Origin of the sequence: Vibrio sp. CCUG 15886, assembly GCF_028570825.1 — a bacterium.
In the GTDB taxonomy this organism is placed as follows: Bacteria; Pseudomonadota; Gammaproteobacteria; order Enterobacterales; family Vibrionaceae; genus Vibrio; species Vibrio vulnificus_B.
In genome coordinates this window covers 244,585-262,003 of sequence record NZ_JAQQBT010000002.1, presented here as the reverse complement: position 1 = coordinate 262,003, position 17,419 = coordinate 244,585, and the positions used below count along the sequence as shown (strand labels likewise).

16 protein-coding genes are annotated in these 17,419 nt (G+C 47.3%); 8 read left to right on the top strand and 8 right to left on the bottom strand.

What is annotated here, in order from left to right; genetic code table 11:
- Positions 1-95: 95 nt before the first annotated feature.
- The 3 genes from PQQ36_RS07895 to PQQ36_RS07885 form a co-directional block, all read right to left on the bottom strand.
- Positions 96-1,682: an AbgT family transporter gene (locus tag PQQ36_RS07895; protein ID WP_013571249.1), complete on the bottom strand. Its 1,587-nt coding sequence runs from the start codon at positions 1,680-1,682 to the stop codon at positions 96-98.
- Positions 1,683-1,956: 274 nt separating this feature from the next.
- A complete protein-coding gene (ykgO, locus tag PQQ36_RS07890) occupies positions 1,957-2,082 on the bottom strand; it encodes a type B 50S ribosomal protein L36 (RefSeq protein ID WP_011150971.1) in 126 nt (41 codons plus the stop codon).
- Positions 2,083-2,085: 3 nt separating this feature from the next.
- Entirely contained in the window at positions 2,086-2,346 is a 261-nt protein-coding gene (locus tag PQQ36_RS07885) for a type B 50S ribosomal protein L31 (protein WP_011150972.1), read from the bottom strand.
- A gap of 119 nt (positions 2,347-2,465) precedes the next feature.
- Between PQQ36_RS07885 and tsaA the strand changes: the two genes are divergently transcribed.
- From tsaA to PQQ36_RS07860, 5 genes are all read left to right on the top strand, one after another.
- The gene (gene tsaA, locus PQQ36_RS07880) at positions 2,466-3,161 is read left to right on the top strand and encodes a tRNA (N6-threonylcarbamoyladenosine(37)-N6)-methyltransferase TrmO (RefSeq protein ID WP_273660661.1); all 696 of its coding nucleotides are present in this window, start codon (positions 2,466-2,468) and stop codon (positions 3,159-3,161) included.
- Positions 3,162-3,252: 91 nt separating this feature from the next.
- The gene (locus PQQ36_RS07875) at positions 3,253-4,968 is read left to right on the top strand and encodes a proline--tRNA ligase (RefSeq protein ID WP_273660659.1); all 1,716 of its coding nucleotides are present in this window, start codon (positions 3,253-3,255) and stop codon (positions 4,966-4,968) included.
- 122 nt (positions 4,969-5,090) lie between these two features.
- On the top strand, positions 5,091-5,759 hold the full coding sequence (locus PQQ36_RS07870; RefSeq protein WP_192928172.1) for a tellurite resistance TerB family protein: 669 nt from the start codon (positions 5,091-5,093) through the stop codon (positions 5,757-5,759).
- 120 nt (positions 5,760-5,879) lie between these two features.
- Complete coding sequence (locus PQQ36_RS07865) at positions 5,880-6,083, top strand: YaeP family protein (RefSeq protein ID WP_011079742.1); 204 nt, start codon at positions 5,880-5,882, stop codon at positions 6,081-6,083.
- Between the two features lie 3 nt (positions 6,084-6,086).
- On the top strand, positions 6,087-6,278 hold the full coding sequence (locus tag PQQ36_RS07860) for a DUF4250 domain-containing protein (RefSeq protein ID WP_011079741.1): 192 nt from the start codon (positions 6,087-6,089) through the stop codon (positions 6,276-6,278).
- A 78-nt stretch (positions 6,279-6,356) separates the two neighbouring features.
- Here the strand turns inward: PQQ36_RS07860 and PQQ36_RS07855 are convergent, their stop codons facing one another.
- Positions 6,357-7,721 carry a sodium-dependent transporter gene (locus PQQ36_RS07855; RefSeq protein ID WP_039554444.1) on the bottom strand — a complete coding sequence of 455 codons (1,365 nt, stop codon included), beginning with the start codon at positions 7,719-7,721 and terminating at the stop codon, positions 6,357-6,359.
- A gap of 320 nt (positions 7,722-8,041) precedes the next feature.
- Here PQQ36_RS07855 and PQQ36_RS07850 point away from each other — a divergent pair, with 320 nt between their 5' ends.
- Positions 8,042-10,582 carry an Ig-like domain-containing protein gene (locus tag PQQ36_RS07850; protein ID WP_273660655.1) on the top strand — a complete coding sequence of 847 codons (2,541 nt, stop codon included), beginning with the start codon at positions 8,042-8,044 and terminating at the stop codon, positions 10,580-10,582.
- A 66-nt stretch (positions 10,583-10,648) separates the two neighbouring features.
- On the opposite strand, the gene PQQ36_RS07845 is transcribed toward PQQ36_RS07850, so the two are convergent.
- A complete protein-coding gene (locus PQQ36_RS07845; protein WP_039554448.1) occupies positions 10,649-11,392 on the bottom strand; it encodes a YggN family protein in 744 nt (247 codons plus the stop codon).
- 232 nt (positions 11,393-11,624) lie between these two features.
- Here PQQ36_RS07845 and PQQ36_RS07840 point away from each other — a divergent pair, with 232 nt between their 5' ends.
- A complete protein-coding gene (locus tag PQQ36_RS07840; RefSeq protein ID WP_192928171.1) occupies positions 11,625-13,544 on the top strand; it encodes a RecQ family ATP-dependent DNA helicase in 1,920 nt (639 codons plus the stop codon).
- Positions 13,545-13,575: 31 nt separating this feature from the next.
- Here the strand turns inward: PQQ36_RS07840 and dinB are convergent, their stop codons facing one another.
- Positions 13,576-14,640 (bottom strand): DNA polymerase IV, encoded by a 1,065-nt coding sequence (dinB, locus tag PQQ36_RS07835; protein ID WP_039554452.1) that lies wholly within the window; start codon positions 14,638-14,640, stop codon positions 13,576-13,578.
- Between the two features lie 214 nt (positions 14,641-14,854).
- Here dinB and PQQ36_RS07830 point away from each other — a divergent pair, with 214 nt between their 5' ends.
- Positions 14,855-16,069 (top strand): response regulator, encoded by a 1,215-nt coding sequence (locus tag PQQ36_RS07830; protein WP_013571241.1) that lies wholly within the window; start codon positions 14,855-14,857, stop codon positions 16,067-16,069.
- A gap of 30 nt (positions 16,070-16,099) precedes the next feature.
- Here the strand turns inward: PQQ36_RS07830 and nqrM are convergent, their stop codons facing one another.
- Both nqrM and PQQ36_RS07820 read right to left on the bottom strand, forming a co-directional pair.
- Positions 16,100-16,333 carry a (Na+)-NQR maturation NqrM gene (nqrM, locus tag PQQ36_RS07825; protein ID WP_011079734.1) on the bottom strand — a complete coding sequence of 78 codons (234 nt, stop codon included), beginning with the start codon at positions 16,331-16,333 and terminating at the stop codon, positions 16,100-16,102.
- A 19-nt stretch (positions 16,334-16,352) separates the two neighbouring features.
- Complete coding sequence (locus PQQ36_RS07820; protein ID WP_011079733.1) at positions 16,353-17,360, bottom strand: FAD:protein FMN transferase; 1,008 nt, start codon at positions 17,358-17,360, stop codon at positions 16,353-16,355.
- Positions 17,361-17,419 lie beyond the last annotated feature (59 nt).

Here is a 17,419-nt window from a genome sequence, read left to right as displayed (position 1 = left end):
CGTTATCAAGCTCAGCTCTAGCCTTGGTTCATCCAATACAAAAAGCCTGCGATATTCGCAGGCTTTTGTTTCGAGTCGAGATGTCGAGTTAAGGCTTATGGCGTGTAGTACGTTGCCGCGCCTGGGCCGACTGGCAAACCAAACACAAATACCCATACGTAGAACAACAAGCTCCAACCCACCATAAAGACGATAGAGTACGGCAGCATCACAGAGATCAGTGTACCGATACCCATGTTCTTCATGTAGCGAGTGGCAACCGCGAGGATCAGACCGAAGTAGCTCATCATCGGCGTGATGATGTTCGTCACGGAGTCACCGATACGGTATGCCGCTTGAATCGTTTCAGGTGCATAACCCACCAGCATCAACATTGGAACAAAGATCGGTGCGGTGACCGCCCACTGAGCAGAGGCAGAACCAATCATCAAGTTGATGAAACCACACATAAGGATGAAGGCAAAGAACAGCATCGGGCCAGTAAGACCAATGGTCTGTAGGAAATCGGCACCCGCCACCGCGAAAACTTGACCGAAGTTAGTCCACTTAAAGAAAGCAACAAACTGAGCAGCAAAGAACACCAACACAATGTACATACCCATTGAAGACATGGATTTTGACATCGCATCAATCACATCGCGGTCATTCTTCATCGTGCCAACGACTTTGCCGTAAACAAAGCCAGGGATAGCGAAGAAGACAAAGATAAACGCCACAATACTCTTAAGGAATGGTGAACCCGCTACCGTACCTGCGTCAGAGCGCAACACACCGTCAGCTGGAACAATCGTCCAAGCAAGTAATGCCGATACCACTAATACCGCAACACCCGCCAGTTTCAGACCTTTTTTCTCAACGTCAGTGAGACTGCCCATCTTATCGTTTGAGAGATCTTCTGCGGCTTCCTCAACGTTGTATTTGCCCAGTTTAGGCTCAACGACTTTCTCGGTGACAAAAGCACCCAAGAATGAAATAACAAACGTCGACGCGAACATGAAGTACCAGTTCACTTCAGGACCAACCGTGTATGTAGGGTCGATCATTTTTGCTGCCGTTTCAGTAATCCCTGAAAGCAGTGGATCCACCGTACCGATCAACAAGTTTGCCGAGTAACCACCAGACACACCCGCAAACGCAGCAGCCAAGCCCGCAAGAGGGTGACGACCGAGTGAGTGGAACAACATCGCCGCAAGCGGAATCAGAACCACATAACCAAGCTCAGATGCAGTATTCGAAATGATACCTGCAAAGACCACAGTGACGGTCACCATGCGCTTAGACGCACCCATCACCATGCCACGCATGGCCGCAGAAAGTAGACCTGAGTGTTCTGCAATCGCAACACCCAACATGGCCACTAGTACTGTGCCTAAAGGAGCAAAGCCGACAAAGTTTTTAACGAGATTGGTCACGATCAGCTCTAGTCCGTCTGCGTTAAGTAAGCTCACAACGTGAATCATACCGTCAGCAGCGCGGCCCTTGGCCCCCTCAGGGCGAGGGTCGACAACGGAGACTTCAAAATAGCCCGCGATGCCAGAAGAAATTAAGATTGCCAAACAGAAGATGGCGAAAAGTGTGATTGGGTGGGGTAACAAGTTCCCCAAATATTCAACCGTGTCTAGAAAGCGCGTAAAGAGCGGTTTCTTAGGTGAAGTTTGCTTAATCGAAGCAGATGAACTCATCTGTTCCCTCCTTGTAGTTTTTCCTGTGCATTTGTGACAAAAATGTCAAAAGCCTGGGCAGGTTACTCGACAAGAGAGGGAAAACGAAATTACAAATGTTACAAAACTTTTCCGATAGCGATATTATTAACCAATTAATGTTTAAAACATGGCCTTATAAACCAGTTTATTGATATTAACTGGAATTATAAATAAGCAAACAAACCAACACTATACGATATAAATAACCATTCAATTCTGAAGGCTATTCCAGCCAATGTCGCGCACCGTCGTTTTATTTTTGTACTGCTTTAAAACGTGGATTACTTTTGCAAATAACGTATAAACGACCACGTCGTCTGACGATTTGGCAATCTGGATGACGCGCTTTTGCGCTCTTCAGTGACTTAAGTACTTTCATTTCTTAACCTTCTTTCGAACCAAACTGAGCAAAACGACGATTGAAGTTCGCCACGCGCCCCTCTTTTTGCACCACTCTTTGCTTACCGGTGTAAAACGGATGTGATTCCGAGGAGACTTCAATGGTGAAGTAAGGGTAGGTTTGGCCATCTTCCCATTCGATGGTGCGGTCAGTTTGCAAGGTCGAACCAACCACAAAATAGTGATCGACACTGGTGTCGTGGAACACGACTTTGCGATATTCAGGATGGATTCCTGGTTTCATTTTTCCCTCTCCAACAATTGTTATGTTATAACATATTAATTAATAATTATTATCAACAAGAAATGCAAGAGAAAACTGTGATATTTTTCAGTCCATCTGTTGTTTTTATTTGACTCACTATGCACTCCATTGATCCTATTGGCTTTATTGAGAGCCCCTATAAAGAGAAATTCGCGGTACCCAGACAACCTCGCTTGGTTCCTGCTGCGACGGCACGGGTAAAACTGGTGGGCAGTGCCAATACCCCCGAGTCAGTAAGAGGTTTGGCGCAATTTTCCCACGTTTGGTTGCTGTTTTTGTTTGATCAAAACTTGGCCGCGGGTTGGAAACCCACCGTTCGCCCTCCTCGCCTAGGTGGCAATGAGCGCATGGGTGTATTTGCCACCCGTTCAACGTTTCGCCCCAACGGCATTGGCATGTCAGCGGTGGAAATGAAAGGGATAACTAAACAAGGCGATCAGGTCTATCTCGATCTTGGCAGTGTGGATTTGGTGGACGGGACCCCAATCATTGATATCAAACCTTACATCCCCTATTCCGACGCGATTTCCGATGCCGTCGGGGGCTACGCAGAGTCAGAACCCGAGCGCTCACTCGTGATCTTCTCCAGTGAAGCGGATGCGCTATTGGCGACACGACCCAAAGGGACGCTAGAGAAACAGGTCATCGCGCAAGTCTTGGCACAAGATCCTCGCCCTGCCTATAAGAAAAACAAACCGGATGAGAAAGAATATGCGGTAAATTTGTTCGATTTGAACGTCAAATTCATTATCCAAGATAAGATAGTGACGGTTAGCCGCATCGAACGCTTTTGACAATCACAAATGGCTGATATCATAGTCAGCTTAATTTTGTTCCCTCACTTTTGAGGGGTTATTCAAACCATGATGAAACGGATACCATAGAATGCGTACCAGTAAATATCTTCTTTCTACTCTGAAGGAGACTCCAAACGACGCAGAAGTAGTGAGCCATCAGCTCATGCTACGTGCAGGTATGATCCGTAAGCTGGCTTCAGGTCTTTACACCTGGCTGCCTACCGGTCTACGTGTACTGCGTAAAGTCGAAAACATCGTTCGTCAAGAGATCGACAATGCAGGTGCAATTGAAACCTTGATGCCCGTTGTGCAGCCGTTTGAACTATGGGAAGAGACTGGCCGCTCTGAAAAAATGGGCCCGGAACTTCTTCGCTTTACTGACCGCCATGTTCGTCCGTTTGTACTCAGCCCAACAGCAGAAGAAGTAATCACTGCGCTTGTACGAAACGAAGTGAGCTCGTACAAACAGCTACCGATCAACTTATACCAAATCCAAACCAAATTCCGCGATGAGCGTCGTCCACGTTTTGGTGTGATGCGTTCACGTGAATTTTGCATGATGGATGCGTACAGCTTCGATATCGACAAAGCTGGTCTGGAAAAATCTTACCAAGCAATGCACGATGCTTACTGCAAAGCGTTTGACCGCATGGGTCTTGAATACCGACCTGTTCTTGCAGATTCAGGTGCGATCGGTGGTAACGGCTCTCAAGAGTTCCACGTACTGGCTGAAAGTGGTGAAGACCTGATCGCCTTCTCAACGGAATCAGATTACGCAGCCAACATCGAAAAAGCAGAAGCCGTTGCTCCTGCGGTTGAGCGTGCAGCGCCAACTCAAGAGATGACGCTAGTGGATACGCCAAACGCTAAAACCATCGCTGAACTGGTTGAACAGCACGGTATCGCAATCGAGAAAACCGTTAAAACGCTATTCGTTAAAGCGTCGGACGCAATTGAAGCGCCTATCGTTGCACTGATCATCCGTGGTGATCACGAACTCAACGAAATCAAGGCAGAAAACCTTGCTGAAGTGGCAACGCCTTTAGAGATGGCAACAGAAGAAGAAATGCGTGAACTGATTGGCGCAGGTGCAGGTTCTCTTGGCCCTGTTGGCCTTAAACTACCATTCATCGTTGACCGCTCGGTTGCTGTTATGAGCGATTTCGGTGCGGGCGCAAACATCGATGGCAAACACTACTTCGGTATTAACTGGGGTCGTGATGTGGAGCTTGGCCAAGTTGCTGACCTACGTAACGTCGTCGAAGGCGATCCAAGCCCATGTGGAAAAGGCACATTGATGCTGAAACGTGGTATCGAAGTGGGTCACATTTTCCAACTCGGTAATGTGTACTCTGAAGCGATGAACTGTGGCGTTCTCGATTCAAACGGTAAAAACGTGATCCTAGAGATGGGCTGTTACGGTATCGGTGTTTCTCGTGTGGTTGCTGCGGCTATCGAACAAAACAACGACAAATACGGCATCATTTGGCCAGATGCACTCGCGCCTTTCCAAGTGGCTATCGTTCCAATGAACATGCACAAATCTGAGCGCGTTCAAGAAGCTGCAGAGAAACTATACGCAGAGCTGACAGCGATGGGTATCGAAGTGCTGTTCGATGACCGTAAAGAGCGCCCAGGCGTCATGTTCTCTGATATGGAACTGATCGGTATCCCTCACACTATCGTGATTGGCGATCGCAGCATGGACGAAGGTCACTTTGAGTATAAGAACCGTCGTTCTGGTGAAAAGACACCTGTCGCGATGGCGGATATCGTTGAGTACATCAAAGCACAACTGAAATAACACCGAGTTCAGTGTTATAACAACAGTTAAAAGGGATTGGTCAAGGCCAATCCCTTTTCTATTAATCTTTGGTTCAGATTTCTCCCTTTATGCTTACCTTATGTTTAGTCAGGAGAGTCGTCATGGATCTAAAAAGCCTTCTCAATCAAGCCCTCAACTCCGATCTTTTAAAACAAGGTTCAGAGGCATTGAACAAACAGACCCAAAACCTCAAAAACAACACCAACGCTAGCCAACTCAAAACACTCGGTGCTGGCGCATTGGGTGGCGGCCTCATCGGCATGCTGATGGGTTCTAAAAAAAGCGGAAAGATGGCCAAGAAGCTTGGCAAGAATGCGCTCAAAATTGGTGGCGCCGCGGCCTTAGGCGCGTTGGCTTATAAGGTTTACAACGACTGGCAAGGAACTCAACCAAACATTGGCGTGACGGAAGCCTACAATCCACAAGACAATCACCACTCAGTGCTGATCATCAAAGCGATGATTGCGATGGCCAAAGCAGATGGTCATATTGACCAGCAGGAAATGGCCCAGATTGAGCAAGCACTCAGTGAGATGAACGCCGATGAACAGGTGCGACAACTCGTTCAACAAGAGCTGCAAAAGCCCCTCGACCCCACCGACATTGCCAAGTTGGCGACATCACCACAGCAAGCAAGTGAAATTTACCTTGCCTCGCTGATCATCGCAGACGAACAAAGCTTTATGGAAAAAGCGTATTTGCAAGAACTTGCGAAGCAGTTACAACTGGCCCCTGAAGTCATCGAACAACTTGAACAGCAATTGCGTTGATGAATCTTTGCTCAGAGGGGTAATTAACTTGCGCCAAAACAACTCTGAGCTTTGAGTTTCAAAACCACACTGTGTATATTTGAGAGCAGTTATCATTTGTTTAAGTTCAAGGAAAACGCCATGCAAGTATACGGCTGTTGTGAGTTAGTTCGTGAGCTTTATGCTCAAATTGGTAGTGGTGATCAAGGGTACATTCCACAGGCCATCTCGTGTGCAGTCAAAGCGCTGAATGATATTGCCGCAGATGAATCACTACCTAAAGAAACACGTGAGAAAGCCGCTTTTGCCGCCGCCAACTTGCTCATTTCAGATTTTGAGGACTGATTGATGAACTTAGCAAACTTTGCATCCATGGATCCGATCATGTTGATGAGCATCGTCAACATGAAGCTGCGTGACGATTTTGCCGGTGACCTCGATAAACTCGTGCGTTATTTCGATATTGATCGTGCGGCATTAGAAGCCAAATTGGCCACCGCGGGTTTTGAGTTTTTGCCCGATGCTGGGCAGTTTCGATAAGTTCGAGCCTCTAGATCCTATTAACGTAAAAAGCTTGATGCCACCGCATCAAGCTTTTTTATCTACTGCTCTCTGGCTTTAACCAAAGGAAGCCCAAATCACTGTAGCCACCAGCACAGGACAAACGAACTTCACATACGAAGGCCAAACTTTGCCAAACCAACCCAAGGTGAACTCAGGGTTGCCCTGCTCAAGCTCTTTGATTTTGCTGTGACGACTCCACACCCAACCACCAAACAAGCAGAATAGCAGCGCGGCCATTGGTTGCAAATATTGTGTCGCGACGGTTGCCACCAGCCCAAACAGCGCACCGAAGTTGTACACAATCACCACACTGAACAGGGCAATTAGCCCTCCCAAGACCCAGCTCGTGGTGCTGCGTTTGGTATTAAAACGTTCACCCACAAGCGCCACAGGGCACTCCAGCATGGAGATGGAAGAAGTGAGTGCGGCAATCGTCAGCAGCAAGAAAAACACCACGGCAAATATCTGACCGAGAAGCCCCAAGCTATCAAACATCAGTGGTAGCACGGTAAACACCAGCGTATCTGAGCTCAGTAAAGAGCCATCTTCCGCATAGATTTGCACCCCTTTTTGCATCGCAACAAACATCGCAGGAAGCACAACCAAACCGGCAATAAAGGCCACAGCAGTATCCACCAATGTGACATTCATGGCCATCTTCGGTAAGTTCTCTTTTTTACTTAGGTACGAACCGTAGATCAACATTGAGCAACCACCGATGGTTAACGAGAAGAAACCTTGTCCCATTGCAGCTAGAATCAGTTTTCTATCCCACACCTTGTCGAAATCAGGCACTAGATAGTGTTTTAGCCCTTCCATCGCGCCATTTTGCGTCATGATATAGATAAACAGCACAGCAAAGAGCACAAACAGAGCTGGCATTAAGCGGGTTGACCACTTTTCAATGCCTTGTTTCACGCCACCTTGAACGATCAAAATAGTGAGCACATAAAAAGTCATCGTACCGAAAAGGTTGCGCTCAACACTGAATCCTTTGAACCATGCCGTCGCCGCTTCCATGCCGAGCAAGTCTGTGATTGCGCCTAGCATGAAGCAGATGATCCAACCGCCGACAATCGAATAAAATGCCAACACGGCACTTGGCACACTCAGGCCAATCCAACCAACCAGCCCACCAACTTTTTTACCAACAGGGTGACTGGTGAGTGCGCGCATACTGTCGACGGGGTTTGCTTGCCCATGACGACCAATCGCCATCTCCACCACAAGCATTGGAAAAGCAACGATCAAAATCATGACTAAATAAACTAAAAGGAAAGCACCGCCACCATTTGAGGCGGCTTGTGTCGGGAAACCCCAAATATTCCCTAAGCCAACAGCCGCACCCGCTGCCGCTAGAATAAAGCCTAATCGAGAACCAAAGTGTTCCCTCGGTTGAGAAGTTGTTTGCTGTGACATACGACCTAACTGCACTTATGAACTAGTTGCCTAGTACGATACAGAAACATGTTTGGCATAACAATCTTCAACTGGTCAATAACTCGACACTTAACGAAAATATCAGACAATCACATCGTAAAATTTGGCATACACACCAGCTTTCCTTTCCATAAAACACCTTGAAGTGCGCCGAAAAATTCATGTCGAGTGCTGTTACATCAGTGAACTGTACGTGATATCGAGGGAGTAAATATCATTTAATCAGCAATTTAGCCTGCAAAACTCTCTAACTTGGCTACTTATTACTCTTGAGATGTTTTTTATTAATGGAGAGAAAAATGAGAGTCACTTTGTTATCAAGCGCGCTGATCAGTGCGCTTGGCGTCAGCTATCAAGCGCAGGCTTATAACTGCCAAAGCCTAGCGACATGGAATAGCAGCGAGATCTACACATCCGGTAGTCAAGTTCAAAAAGAGAACCAAGCATTCGAAGCCGCCTACTGGACTCAAGGCAATGATCCCATCACGAACTCTGGCCCTTGGGAGGCATGGAAATCTCTTGGCCAATGTGACCACGGCGGAGGTAATCTACCACCAAGCATCGCCTTCTCTTCTCCAACCAATAATGCAGAAATTCCTGAAGGCGCAGTCATCACTTTGTTGGCGAATGCCAGTGATGAGGATGGCCAAGTTAGCCAAGTCGAGTTTCTTGCAGGAACACAAGTGATTGCGGTGGTCACACAAGCACCATTTGAAACCCCATGGACAGCGGTGAAAGGTACCTCTCAATTAACGGCCATTGCCACGGACAATGAAGGGGCAACCCAGTCCACCAACGTTAATATCAGCGTGTTACCCCAAGGAGAGCTTGCGCCACCAACGGTTTCTCTGACCAGCCCAACCGGAAGTGAAACACTGAGCGATAAAGACAGCTTAATCGTGAGCGCTCAAGCGGCAGACAGCGATGGCATCGTGACGCAAGTGGAGTTCTTCATCGATAATCAATCGGTCTTTGTGGATACCAACGCGCCTTACGAGTACCTCTGGAATGCGGTTGCGGGCACCCATACATTCAAAGCACAAGCGACCGATGATGCCAATTTAACCACCATGAGCCAAAACGTCTCATTGGTTGTCAGTGGCAGCCATTCTGGCGGCTGCGCGGATGCAGTTCCTTATCTTGCTGGCACACGCTACGAAGCGGATACGTTGGTCTCCAATCTCAATCAAAAATACCGTTGCGATGTCGCAGGCTGGTGTTCTTCTGATGCCGCTTGGGCTTACGAGCCTGGGGTAGGCCAATACTGGCAAGATGCTTGGAGTGGATTGGGCGCGTGCTCAACCCCACCGCAAATTACCATTACCTCCCCCAATGACGGTGCGGTGGTGCTCGCAGGCAGTAGCCTCACCCTCAGCGCCGATGCCAGCGACGCAGACGGCAGCGTCACCCAAGTCGAGTTTTTCGCGAATAATTCGAGCTTAGGTGTGGTGACTCAGCCTCCCTACGCACAGACTTGGAGTGCAACTTTCGTTGGAGCCAATCAGCTAAAAGCGATCGCAACCGACAACGACAATAACGTGAGTGAGTCGGTGATCAATGTCACAGTAAGTGATCAAGCGCTTGTCGTCACGCTCACTTCACCAACGGCTGGCCAAACGGTTGGTTTGGGTAAAAACGTGACCCTAAGTGCCGATGCGACCTCCCTCACTTCCGCGATTAAGCAAGTCGACTTTGTCGTCAACGGCAGTGTGATTGCAACCGACAATAGCGCTCCGTACTCTGTTTCTTGGACACCAGCGGCGATCGGCAACTTTAGCGTCAGTGCTCAAGCGGTCGATTTAGCGGGTAATCAAGCGCTCTCGGAAGCGGCGGCAATCAAGGTGGTTGAACAGTCGGAAAAACGCCACAAACTGATTGGCTACTGGCACAACTTTGTGAATGGGGCTGGCTGTCCGATACGTCTCGCTGACATGTCAAACGCATGGGATGTGATTGATATTGCCTTTGCAGAAAACGATCGCAACAGCAATGGCACGGTCCACTTCAACCTTTACTCAGGGGATATTTACAGCAGTTGTGCGCCGCTTGATCCGCTCCAGTTCAAACAAGATATGGCGGCACTGCAGGCGCAAGGTAAAAAGTTTGTACTTTCCCTTGGCGGAGCAGAAGGCACCATTACTCTGAATACCGATCAAGATGAAGCGAATTTTGTTTCTAGCTTAACCGAACTGATCAAAGAATGGGGCTTTGATGGACTCGATGTGGATCTTGAAAGTGGCTCAAACCTTGTTCACGGTTCGCAAATTCAGGCGCGATTGGGCAGGGCCCTACTGCAAATTGAACAAAATATCGGTGGTGACATGTACCTCACCATGGCACCAGAACATCCTTACGCTCAAGGCGGTATGGTGGCCTACAGCGGAATTTGGGGAGCCTACATTCCGGTCATTAATGCTACTCGCAGCACACTCGACTTACTTCATGTTCAGCTCTACAACAATGGTGGATTACCCAACCCTTACCTACCGGGCGCCGCTCCTGAAGGCTCTGTCGATATGATGGTTGCGCAATCTAAGATGTTGATTGAAGGGTTTGAACTCGCCGATGGTACTCGTTTTGAGCCGCTTCGCGACGACCAGGTGGCCATTGGCCTTCCTTCAGGGCCAAGCTCAGCTAACTCTGGCCAAGCGCCGACTCAAAATATCCTAGATGCACTAGATTGTTTAACATTAGGCACAAAATGTTCCACGGTGAAACCGGCGTTCAACTACCCGAATTTTGGTGGCGTGATGACTTGGTCAATCAATTGGGATAAGCATGATGGTTTCAATTTCTCCAAACCTGTGGGAGATAAATTAACGCAAATGAATGCCCGCTAAACACAAGCGTCTGTAAAACCAGAGAGCACCTCGAAGGGTGCTCTCTTTGTTACGAAATTAGCGGAATTAGATGGTAAATACCTGATAGTTTTTCAACTCTGGAATCTTCTTCAGCAAATCTTGCTCTTGTACGGCCATATCGTCTAACGAGTCACAAAAATCCTGAGTTTGTTGTTCAATTTCTTTGCTGTGCTGCTGCAAACGCTCTTGCACTTTCTGCTTCAACTCGGTCATGCTTTCCGACATCGCAGACAGATTCAAACCGCCTTCTTGCTTCATTTTGCTCGACATCGCGTCAAACGCACTGCTGATAAACTCTTTGTTGAAGATCTCTTGCGCTCGTTGGAAGTCATCCTGCCAAGACTCCGTCATAGAAGCAAAGCTTTCTGCAGGTAAAATCAAATCACCATCTTTGTAATACCGAGATTCAACATCGGTAAAAAAGTCTTTTACCGCCGTTTTCACGTTATCAAATGCGTCGGGTGCATCAAGGCTAACGGCAATATCATCAATGATGTCGTTCGCCAGCGCTAAGCTCTCTTCCGCCACTTGTTTCGCTCTAGGCAGATAAGCATTAAGGTTTTCGCGATACTCTTCAATGGCCGCTTGTTGATCACCGTTGAGCTCGATTTTCTCACCATGGATGTAAAGATTGTTGCTTGCATCCACCACGGCTTTGTCGCCGTTGGTTTGATGAATTTCCAAGACTTCACCATCTAGGCGAACTTCATTTTTGATATCGACACGACACTGCGCTGCATGAACCGAAGTGGTCACAACCAGTGGAAGAAAGATGGCCAGCTTTTTCATGACTTTCCCTTAATTGTTTTTTGCCGAACTATAACAGTTGGTGATGTGTATTTTGTCAGTAAATTGTCACAACTCTTGTCCCATTATTAGCCTCTATCCACACGACCAAATTACCGTCCTTGGACGTAGAGACGCGAAACATCATACTTTTTCACCCCATCTTGAAGGTGAGAAAAACGCACTTTCTCGGTATGATTGCACTCTGATTTCCCGAGCAAGAGCCATCCCAACGATGCAACATGACATTCGCGATACGTTACACCATATCTTTGGTTTTGAGGCATTACGCCAAGGCCAACAGCAAGTCGTCGATGCGGTACTGACTGGCCATTCTGCGGCCGCCATTTTCCCAACTGGCTCTGGTAAATCTCTTTGTTATCAATTACCCGCTTTGCACCTCCCCCACTTAACTCTGGTGGTCTCACCGCTCATTGCCTTAATGAAAGATCAGTTGGCTTTTCTGCATAGCAAAGGTATTGCTGCAGCAGCCATCGAATCTGGCCAAAGCAAAGAACAAACACAGGCGATTATGCAAGCGGTTAATGCCGGGGAAATAAAAATACTGATGATATCTGTCGAGCGCCTCAAGAACGAACGTTTCCGACAGTTCATCGCCCAAGTACCGATCTCATTACTGGTAGTGGATGAAGCACACTGTATTTCAGAGTGGGGGCATAATTTCCGCCCGGATTACCTCAAACTTCCGAGCTATCAAGCGACATTAAACATTCCACAAGTTCTGCTGCTGACCGCCACTGCAACAGAAAATGTGATAGCAGACATGCAACGCAAATTTGCCATCAAAAAGGACAATGTTGTTGTCACCGGGTTTTATCGCGCCAATCTCGATCTCCACGTGACCCCTTGTCGCAATGAAGACAAAGCAGACGCACTGCTGAAAATAGTACAACAGGCCCCTAACGCCCCAACCATTGTCTATGTCACGTTGCAACATACCGCAAGTCAAGTTGCTACCCTGCTGCAAGACGAAGGCATACGCGCTTCAGCCTATCATGCCGGATTGGATAACGAGTTGCGTAGCACGATCCAAACACAGTTTATGCAAGGCCAACTGGACTGTATCGTGGCAACCATCGCTTTTGGAATGGGGGTAGATAAAGCCGATATTCGCCGAGTAATCCATTTCGACTTACCCAAATCGATTGAAAACTACGCCCAAGAAATCGGTCGAGCAGGTCGAGATGGCCAGAAGTCCGATTGCATCGTCTTGGCCAATCAAAGCGGGTTAAGCACACTGGAAAATTTCATTTATGGCGATACGCCTGAACGAGATGACATCAGCTCGGTGATCCAACAAATACAAGCCTCTGGTGAACGATGGGAGGTGATCATCGCCCGCCTTTCTAACGATACCAACATTCGCCAACTGCCGCTAAAGACACTATTGGTATACCTTGAAATGGCTGGCCTGATCGAGCCTATGTACGCCTATTTTGCTGAGTATCGTTTCAAGTTTCTTCGTCCTGCTAGTGAAATTGTGCAGCGCTTTCAGGGTGAACGAGGCGCATTTTTACAGGCTGTTTTTGATTGTTCTCCACAAGCAAGGGTCTGGTGTCAAACCGATTTCGAGGCACTTTGGCATCGCTATCATGCCGAACGGTCACGTTGTGTGGCAGCGCTAGATTACCTTCATCAACAAGGCTGGATAGAACTGGAAAGTAAGCAAATGACGGACGTGTTTGCGGTAAAGCCGATTGAGTATTCCGCAGAGGATCTAACTGAACAGATTTATCAACTCTTCAAAAACAAAGAGCAAAGTGATGTCGAACGGATCCATCATATGCTCCACTTTTTTGAATCAGGTGAGTGCCTCGGTCATAAGCTCGCGCACTACTTTTCCGATCATAACGCACCACAGCAATGCGGCCACTGCTCAGCATGCCGAGGCCAGCAAGCCACTCTTCCTAAAGAAATGCTGACGGACATTCCTCAGCAAGCGCTTGATGAATGGATTACTCAGTTGCAGAGTCAAACCTCACAACCACTGAGTGCAGAGCTCATCACGCGTTTCCTTTGTGGGATCAGCACACCTAAGCTCACTCAACTAAAAGCGAAAAAGTTGAAGGGATTTGCGCAGTTGGAACGCGCACCTTATGGAGAAGTACTCGCGCGTGTCAGTAAACGAAGCTAATCAGACCTAGGGAAACAACAACACAAAGCGATTAGAGCAAGCTAAGTTGCCGGGCTTGCTCTTCTGGCTTAAGCATCACACTAAGCCCTAGTAAGCGAATTTCACGCCCCTTTTGACGTTGAAGAATGTCCTGCAACAACTCGCGGAAATAGGCTAGTTCGAGCTCATGGTGAACATGCTCTATCGTCGTCAATTGAAAGTCGGCGAATTTCATTTTGATCCCTTGCTTAATGATCGCTTTTTCAGGATTGGCTTTTTCTAAACGAATGGCCAGCTCGGGAAACAATTTCTCTTCGATCACTTGCCAACACTGTTCATAGGTCACAATATTTTGCGTAAAAGTGCGCTCGACTCCGACTGATTTACGTTCTCGCTCGACGATCACCTCTCGCTCATCAATACCATGGCTGCGCTGCCATAGCGACGCCCCTAAGCGACCAAATTGCTTGAGTAGCTGACGATAATCGCTGTTTTTCACATCTTGGCAAACGTACAAACCCGCTTGGTTCAACTTCTCTAAACTCACTTTGCCAACCCCAGGGATTTTTTGTAAAGGCAAAGTATCAATCACACTCTGAACTTGCTCTGGTGGAATCACAAACTGGCCATTCGGTTTGTTCATGTCCGAGGCCACTTTGGCGAGAAATTTAATCGGAGCAACGCCTGCCGACGCCGTGAGTTGTAGCTCATTCCAAATGTCACGGCGAATCGCTTCAGCAATTAAGGTTGCCGAACCATGACATTGTGTGGAATCCGTTACATCTAAATACGCTTCATCGAGCGAGAGTGGCTCAATCAAGTAAGTGTAACGTGAGAAGATACTGCGAATGTGCGTTGAAACCTCTTTGTATACCTGCATTCGCCCAGGCACAACCAGCAAACTAGGACACAATTTAAGCGCTTGTGCCGTTGGCATCGCACTTCTCACGCCAAACTTACGCGCTTCATAATTACAGGTACTGATGACCCCACGCTGCTTTTCGTGCCCTCCAACCGCCAGAGGCCGGCTGCGGAAATTTGGGTTATCACGCATCTCTACTGCGGCATAGAAGCAGTCCATATCTATATGGATGATTTTTCGCATTTGCGTAGACATACAACAACACAATCAATAACTGGACAAAAACACAGTATACAGGCAATTGAGACATTCTCAATCGTTCTCTATCGCCATTAATGAATCCGTATGCATGTCGTTATTTTGAGATTCAGCCCAATTAGCAAACAAACAAATCGCTTATTTGTGGCAACTTTGTTAGTCCTACATATTATTTATGTTAGTTGTTAATAATGGTCCGGAGGCCTCTTCCTTGGGTAATAAAATACTAGTTGTAGAAGATAGCCGAGCCTTTCGTAATTACCTCCAGCAACAACTCTCCCAAGCGGGATATGACGTTTTTGCGGCAGAGAATTTAGCTGAAGCGCAAACTTTCCTTGCAGAAAATCACGAGTTTCTTTGCGCCGTTTTGGATTATTGTCTACCAGACGGTCAAGATGGTGAAGTGATTGATCTTGCGTTACATCACCAGCAAAAAGTGATCGTCCTAACGGCGATGTTTAGCGAAGAGATTCGCTCTAAAGTGCTTGCCAAAGGGGTTTTGGATTACATTTTGAAAGACAGTATGGCGTCAGTTTCCTACTTGTTGCCTCTAATTAAACGCCTCACGAACAACCGTCAGCATAAGGCATTGGTGGTTGACGACTCTAAAGTGGTGAGAAAGCACATTACACAGTTACTGGAACACCAATATATCGAAACACTGGAAGCGGAAAATGGCACTCAAGCGCTCGAGGTCCTGAAACAACATCCTGAAGTGACGTTTGTGATCACCGACCATGACATGCCAGAAAAAGACGGCATCACCATGATTCGTGAAATTCGCGTACATACCGATAAGAACAAGTTAGCCATTTTAGGGCTGTCTGGCAGCGACGATCGGACGATGACTGCCCGCTTTTTGAAAGCAGGCGCGAATGACTTTCTCTATAAGCCCTTTAATCAGGAAGAGTTTTTCTGCCGTGTCCATCAAATACTCGACATGAAAGAAGCAACCAACGAGCTCTATCGTATGGCTAACCAAGATGCCCTGACAGGCCTTTGGAATCGTCGTTATCTTTTTAGTCAGTCCTGTAACAGCTGTGAATTGCGCCATATTGCGATGCTTGATATTGATCACTTCAAAAAAGTGAATGATACCTATGGCCATGATGGCGGTGACATCGCCTTAAAAACGGTCGCTAACATCCTGAAAATTTATTTCCCCGGAGAAATTGTCGCGCGGTTTGGCGGTGAAGAATTTTGTATTCAATCTTGCCAAAGTTATGACGACTTTGTCACTCGCTTAGAGCACATGAGGCAGCGGGTCGAGAAAACCACCATTACACACAAAGCGCATAACATTCATATCACCATCAGTATTGGTGTGGCTTCTTTGCAAGATGAGCTTGAAAATCAAATCAAAGAAGCAGATGGCTACTTGTACCAAGCAAAAGCCAACGGACGAAACCAAGTAGTTAGCCGATAAAGAAAACGCCCGATGCGGGCGTTTTTCATTTTAAGCGATGCGGTCTTTGTCCCACTGAGCCAATTTTTCCGCTCGCGCGGCTTCACGTGCTTCGCGTTTTTTACGCGCATCACAGGGCTCAGGGCAGTTACACACTTTTTCAATGCCAACAGCACCCAGACCGCCACAGCTTCCCTTCACCACCTTTTTCTGGAAGATGTAGCCCACTGCCATCGCGGCAATCACGGCGACAAACACACCAAAGGTAATTAGAAATGTACTCATATCAACAAACCTATATCACTTATTGATTCTTCAAATATGGCTTATACGCATCAGAAGCGATTTCTGTAAAGCCATCATCTGTTTTCACGATCATTAGCACTGGGATGCTATTTTGATTAGCGATCTCAATGCCTTTTTCTTCACCCAACACCATTAGACCGGTTGCAAGACCATCTGCTGTCATCGAGGATTTGTCTAACACGGTGACAGAAACCACTTTATGGTTAATTGGCATGCCTGTTTTTGGATTAATGATGTGAGAATAACGAATACCATCACGCTCAAAGTAGTTACGGTAATCACCGGAAGTCGCGATCGCCATATCACCCGGTTCGATAATATCTTGGATAGCACGCTCTTCTACCGACGGTTTTTCAATCGCGATACGCCAAGGCACACCTTCACGGTTAACCCCTTTTAAGCGAATTTCACCGCCGATTTCGACCATGTAGTTTTGTACACCTTGAGATTGAATATAGTCTGCAACCACATCAACGCCCCAACCTTTCGCGATCGTCGATAGATCCACATAGAGGTTAGGCAAGGTTTTGATCAACGTGTTATCGACAACCGACAAATGCTCAATGCCTGTTTGCGCTTTACGCTCAGCTAAATCCTCAGCACTCGGCACGACATCACGACGCGCTTCAGGACCAAATCCCCACAGGTTAACCAAAGGCCCAACGGTGACATCCAACGCCCCCAAGGTCAAATGATTGAGACGAATCGCTTCCTTAACAACGGTGGCCGTTTGTTGAGAAACCGCGAACGGCGCAGAATCACGAGACTGATTAAAACGGCTCAATTCAGAGGTTTTTCGGTACGTCGACATCTGATCGTTGACTTCTTCTAGCAAACGGTCGATCTCTTGCTGAAGCACGTCCGGCTTTGGCAAACCTTCTTGAGTAATGTATTTGATATTGTACGTCGTACCCATCGTTGGGCCGCTAAGATGTACCTGCTCTGCGGGCTTTTCACAACCAGCAAGTACCAATAGAGAAGCGAAAGCAACAAGCCACTTTTTCACTTGTTAAACTCCTATTGTTATTAAATGGATATGGAAAATAGGTTCACGGTTAACGCACC

What these genes read in the sequence shown, in the direction of transcription:
- PQQ36_RS07895 (WP_013571249.1), bottom strand. Translation starts at nt 1,682, where the DNA reads ATGAGTTCATCTGCTTCGATTAAGCAAACTTCACCTAAGAAACCGCTC.
- ykgO (WP_011150971.1), bottom strand. Translation starts at nt 2,082, where the DNA reads ATGAAAGTACTTAAGTCACTGAAGAGCGCAAAAGCGCGTCATCCAGAT.
- PQQ36_RS07885 (WP_011150972.1), bottom strand. Translation starts at nt 2,346, where the DNA reads ATGAAACCAGGAATCCATCCTGAATATCGCAAAGTCGTGTTCCACGAC.
- tsaA (WP_273660661.1), top strand. Translation starts at nt 2,466, where the DNA reads ATGCACTCCATTGATCCTATTGGCTTTATTGAGAGCCCCTATAAAGAG.
- PQQ36_RS07875 (WP_273660659.1), top strand. Translation starts at nt 3,253, where the DNA reads ATGCGTACCAGTAAATATCTTCTTTCTACTCTGAAGGAGACTCCAAAC.
- PQQ36_RS07870 (WP_192928172.1), top strand. Translation starts at nt 5,091, where the DNA reads ATGGATCTAAAAAGCCTTCTCAATCAAGCCCTCAACTCCGATCTTTTA.
- PQQ36_RS07865 (WP_011079742.1), top strand. Translation starts at nt 5,880, where the DNA reads ATGCAAGTATACGGCTGTTGTGAGTTAGTTCGTGAGCTTTATGCTCAA.
- PQQ36_RS07860 (WP_011079741.1), top strand. Translation starts at nt 6,087, where the DNA reads ATGAACTTAGCAAACTTTGCATCCATGGATCCGATCATGTTGATGAGC.
- PQQ36_RS07855 (WP_039554444.1), bottom strand. Translation starts at nt 7,721, where the DNA reads ATGTCACAGCAAACAACTTCTCAACCGAGGGAACACTTTGGTTCTCGA.
- PQQ36_RS07850 (WP_273660655.1), top strand. Translation starts at nt 8,042, where the DNA reads ATGAGAGTCACTTTGTTATCAAGCGCGCTGATCAGTGCGCTTGGCGTC.
- PQQ36_RS07845 (WP_039554448.1), bottom strand. Translation starts at nt 11,392, where the DNA reads ATGAAAAAGCTGGCCATCTTTCTTCCACTGGTTGTGACCACTTCGGTT.
- PQQ36_RS07840 (WP_192928171.1), top strand. Translation starts at nt 11,625, where the DNA reads ATGCAACATGACATTCGCGATACGTTACACCATATCTTTGGTTTTGAG.
- dinB (WP_039554452.1), bottom strand. Translation starts at nt 14,640, where the DNA reads ATGTCTACGCAAATGCGAAAAATCATCCATATAGATATGGACTGCTTC.
- nqrM (WP_011079734.1), bottom strand. Translation starts at nt 16,333, where the DNA reads ATGAGTACATTTCTAATTACCTTTGGTGTGTTTGTCGCCGTGATTGCC.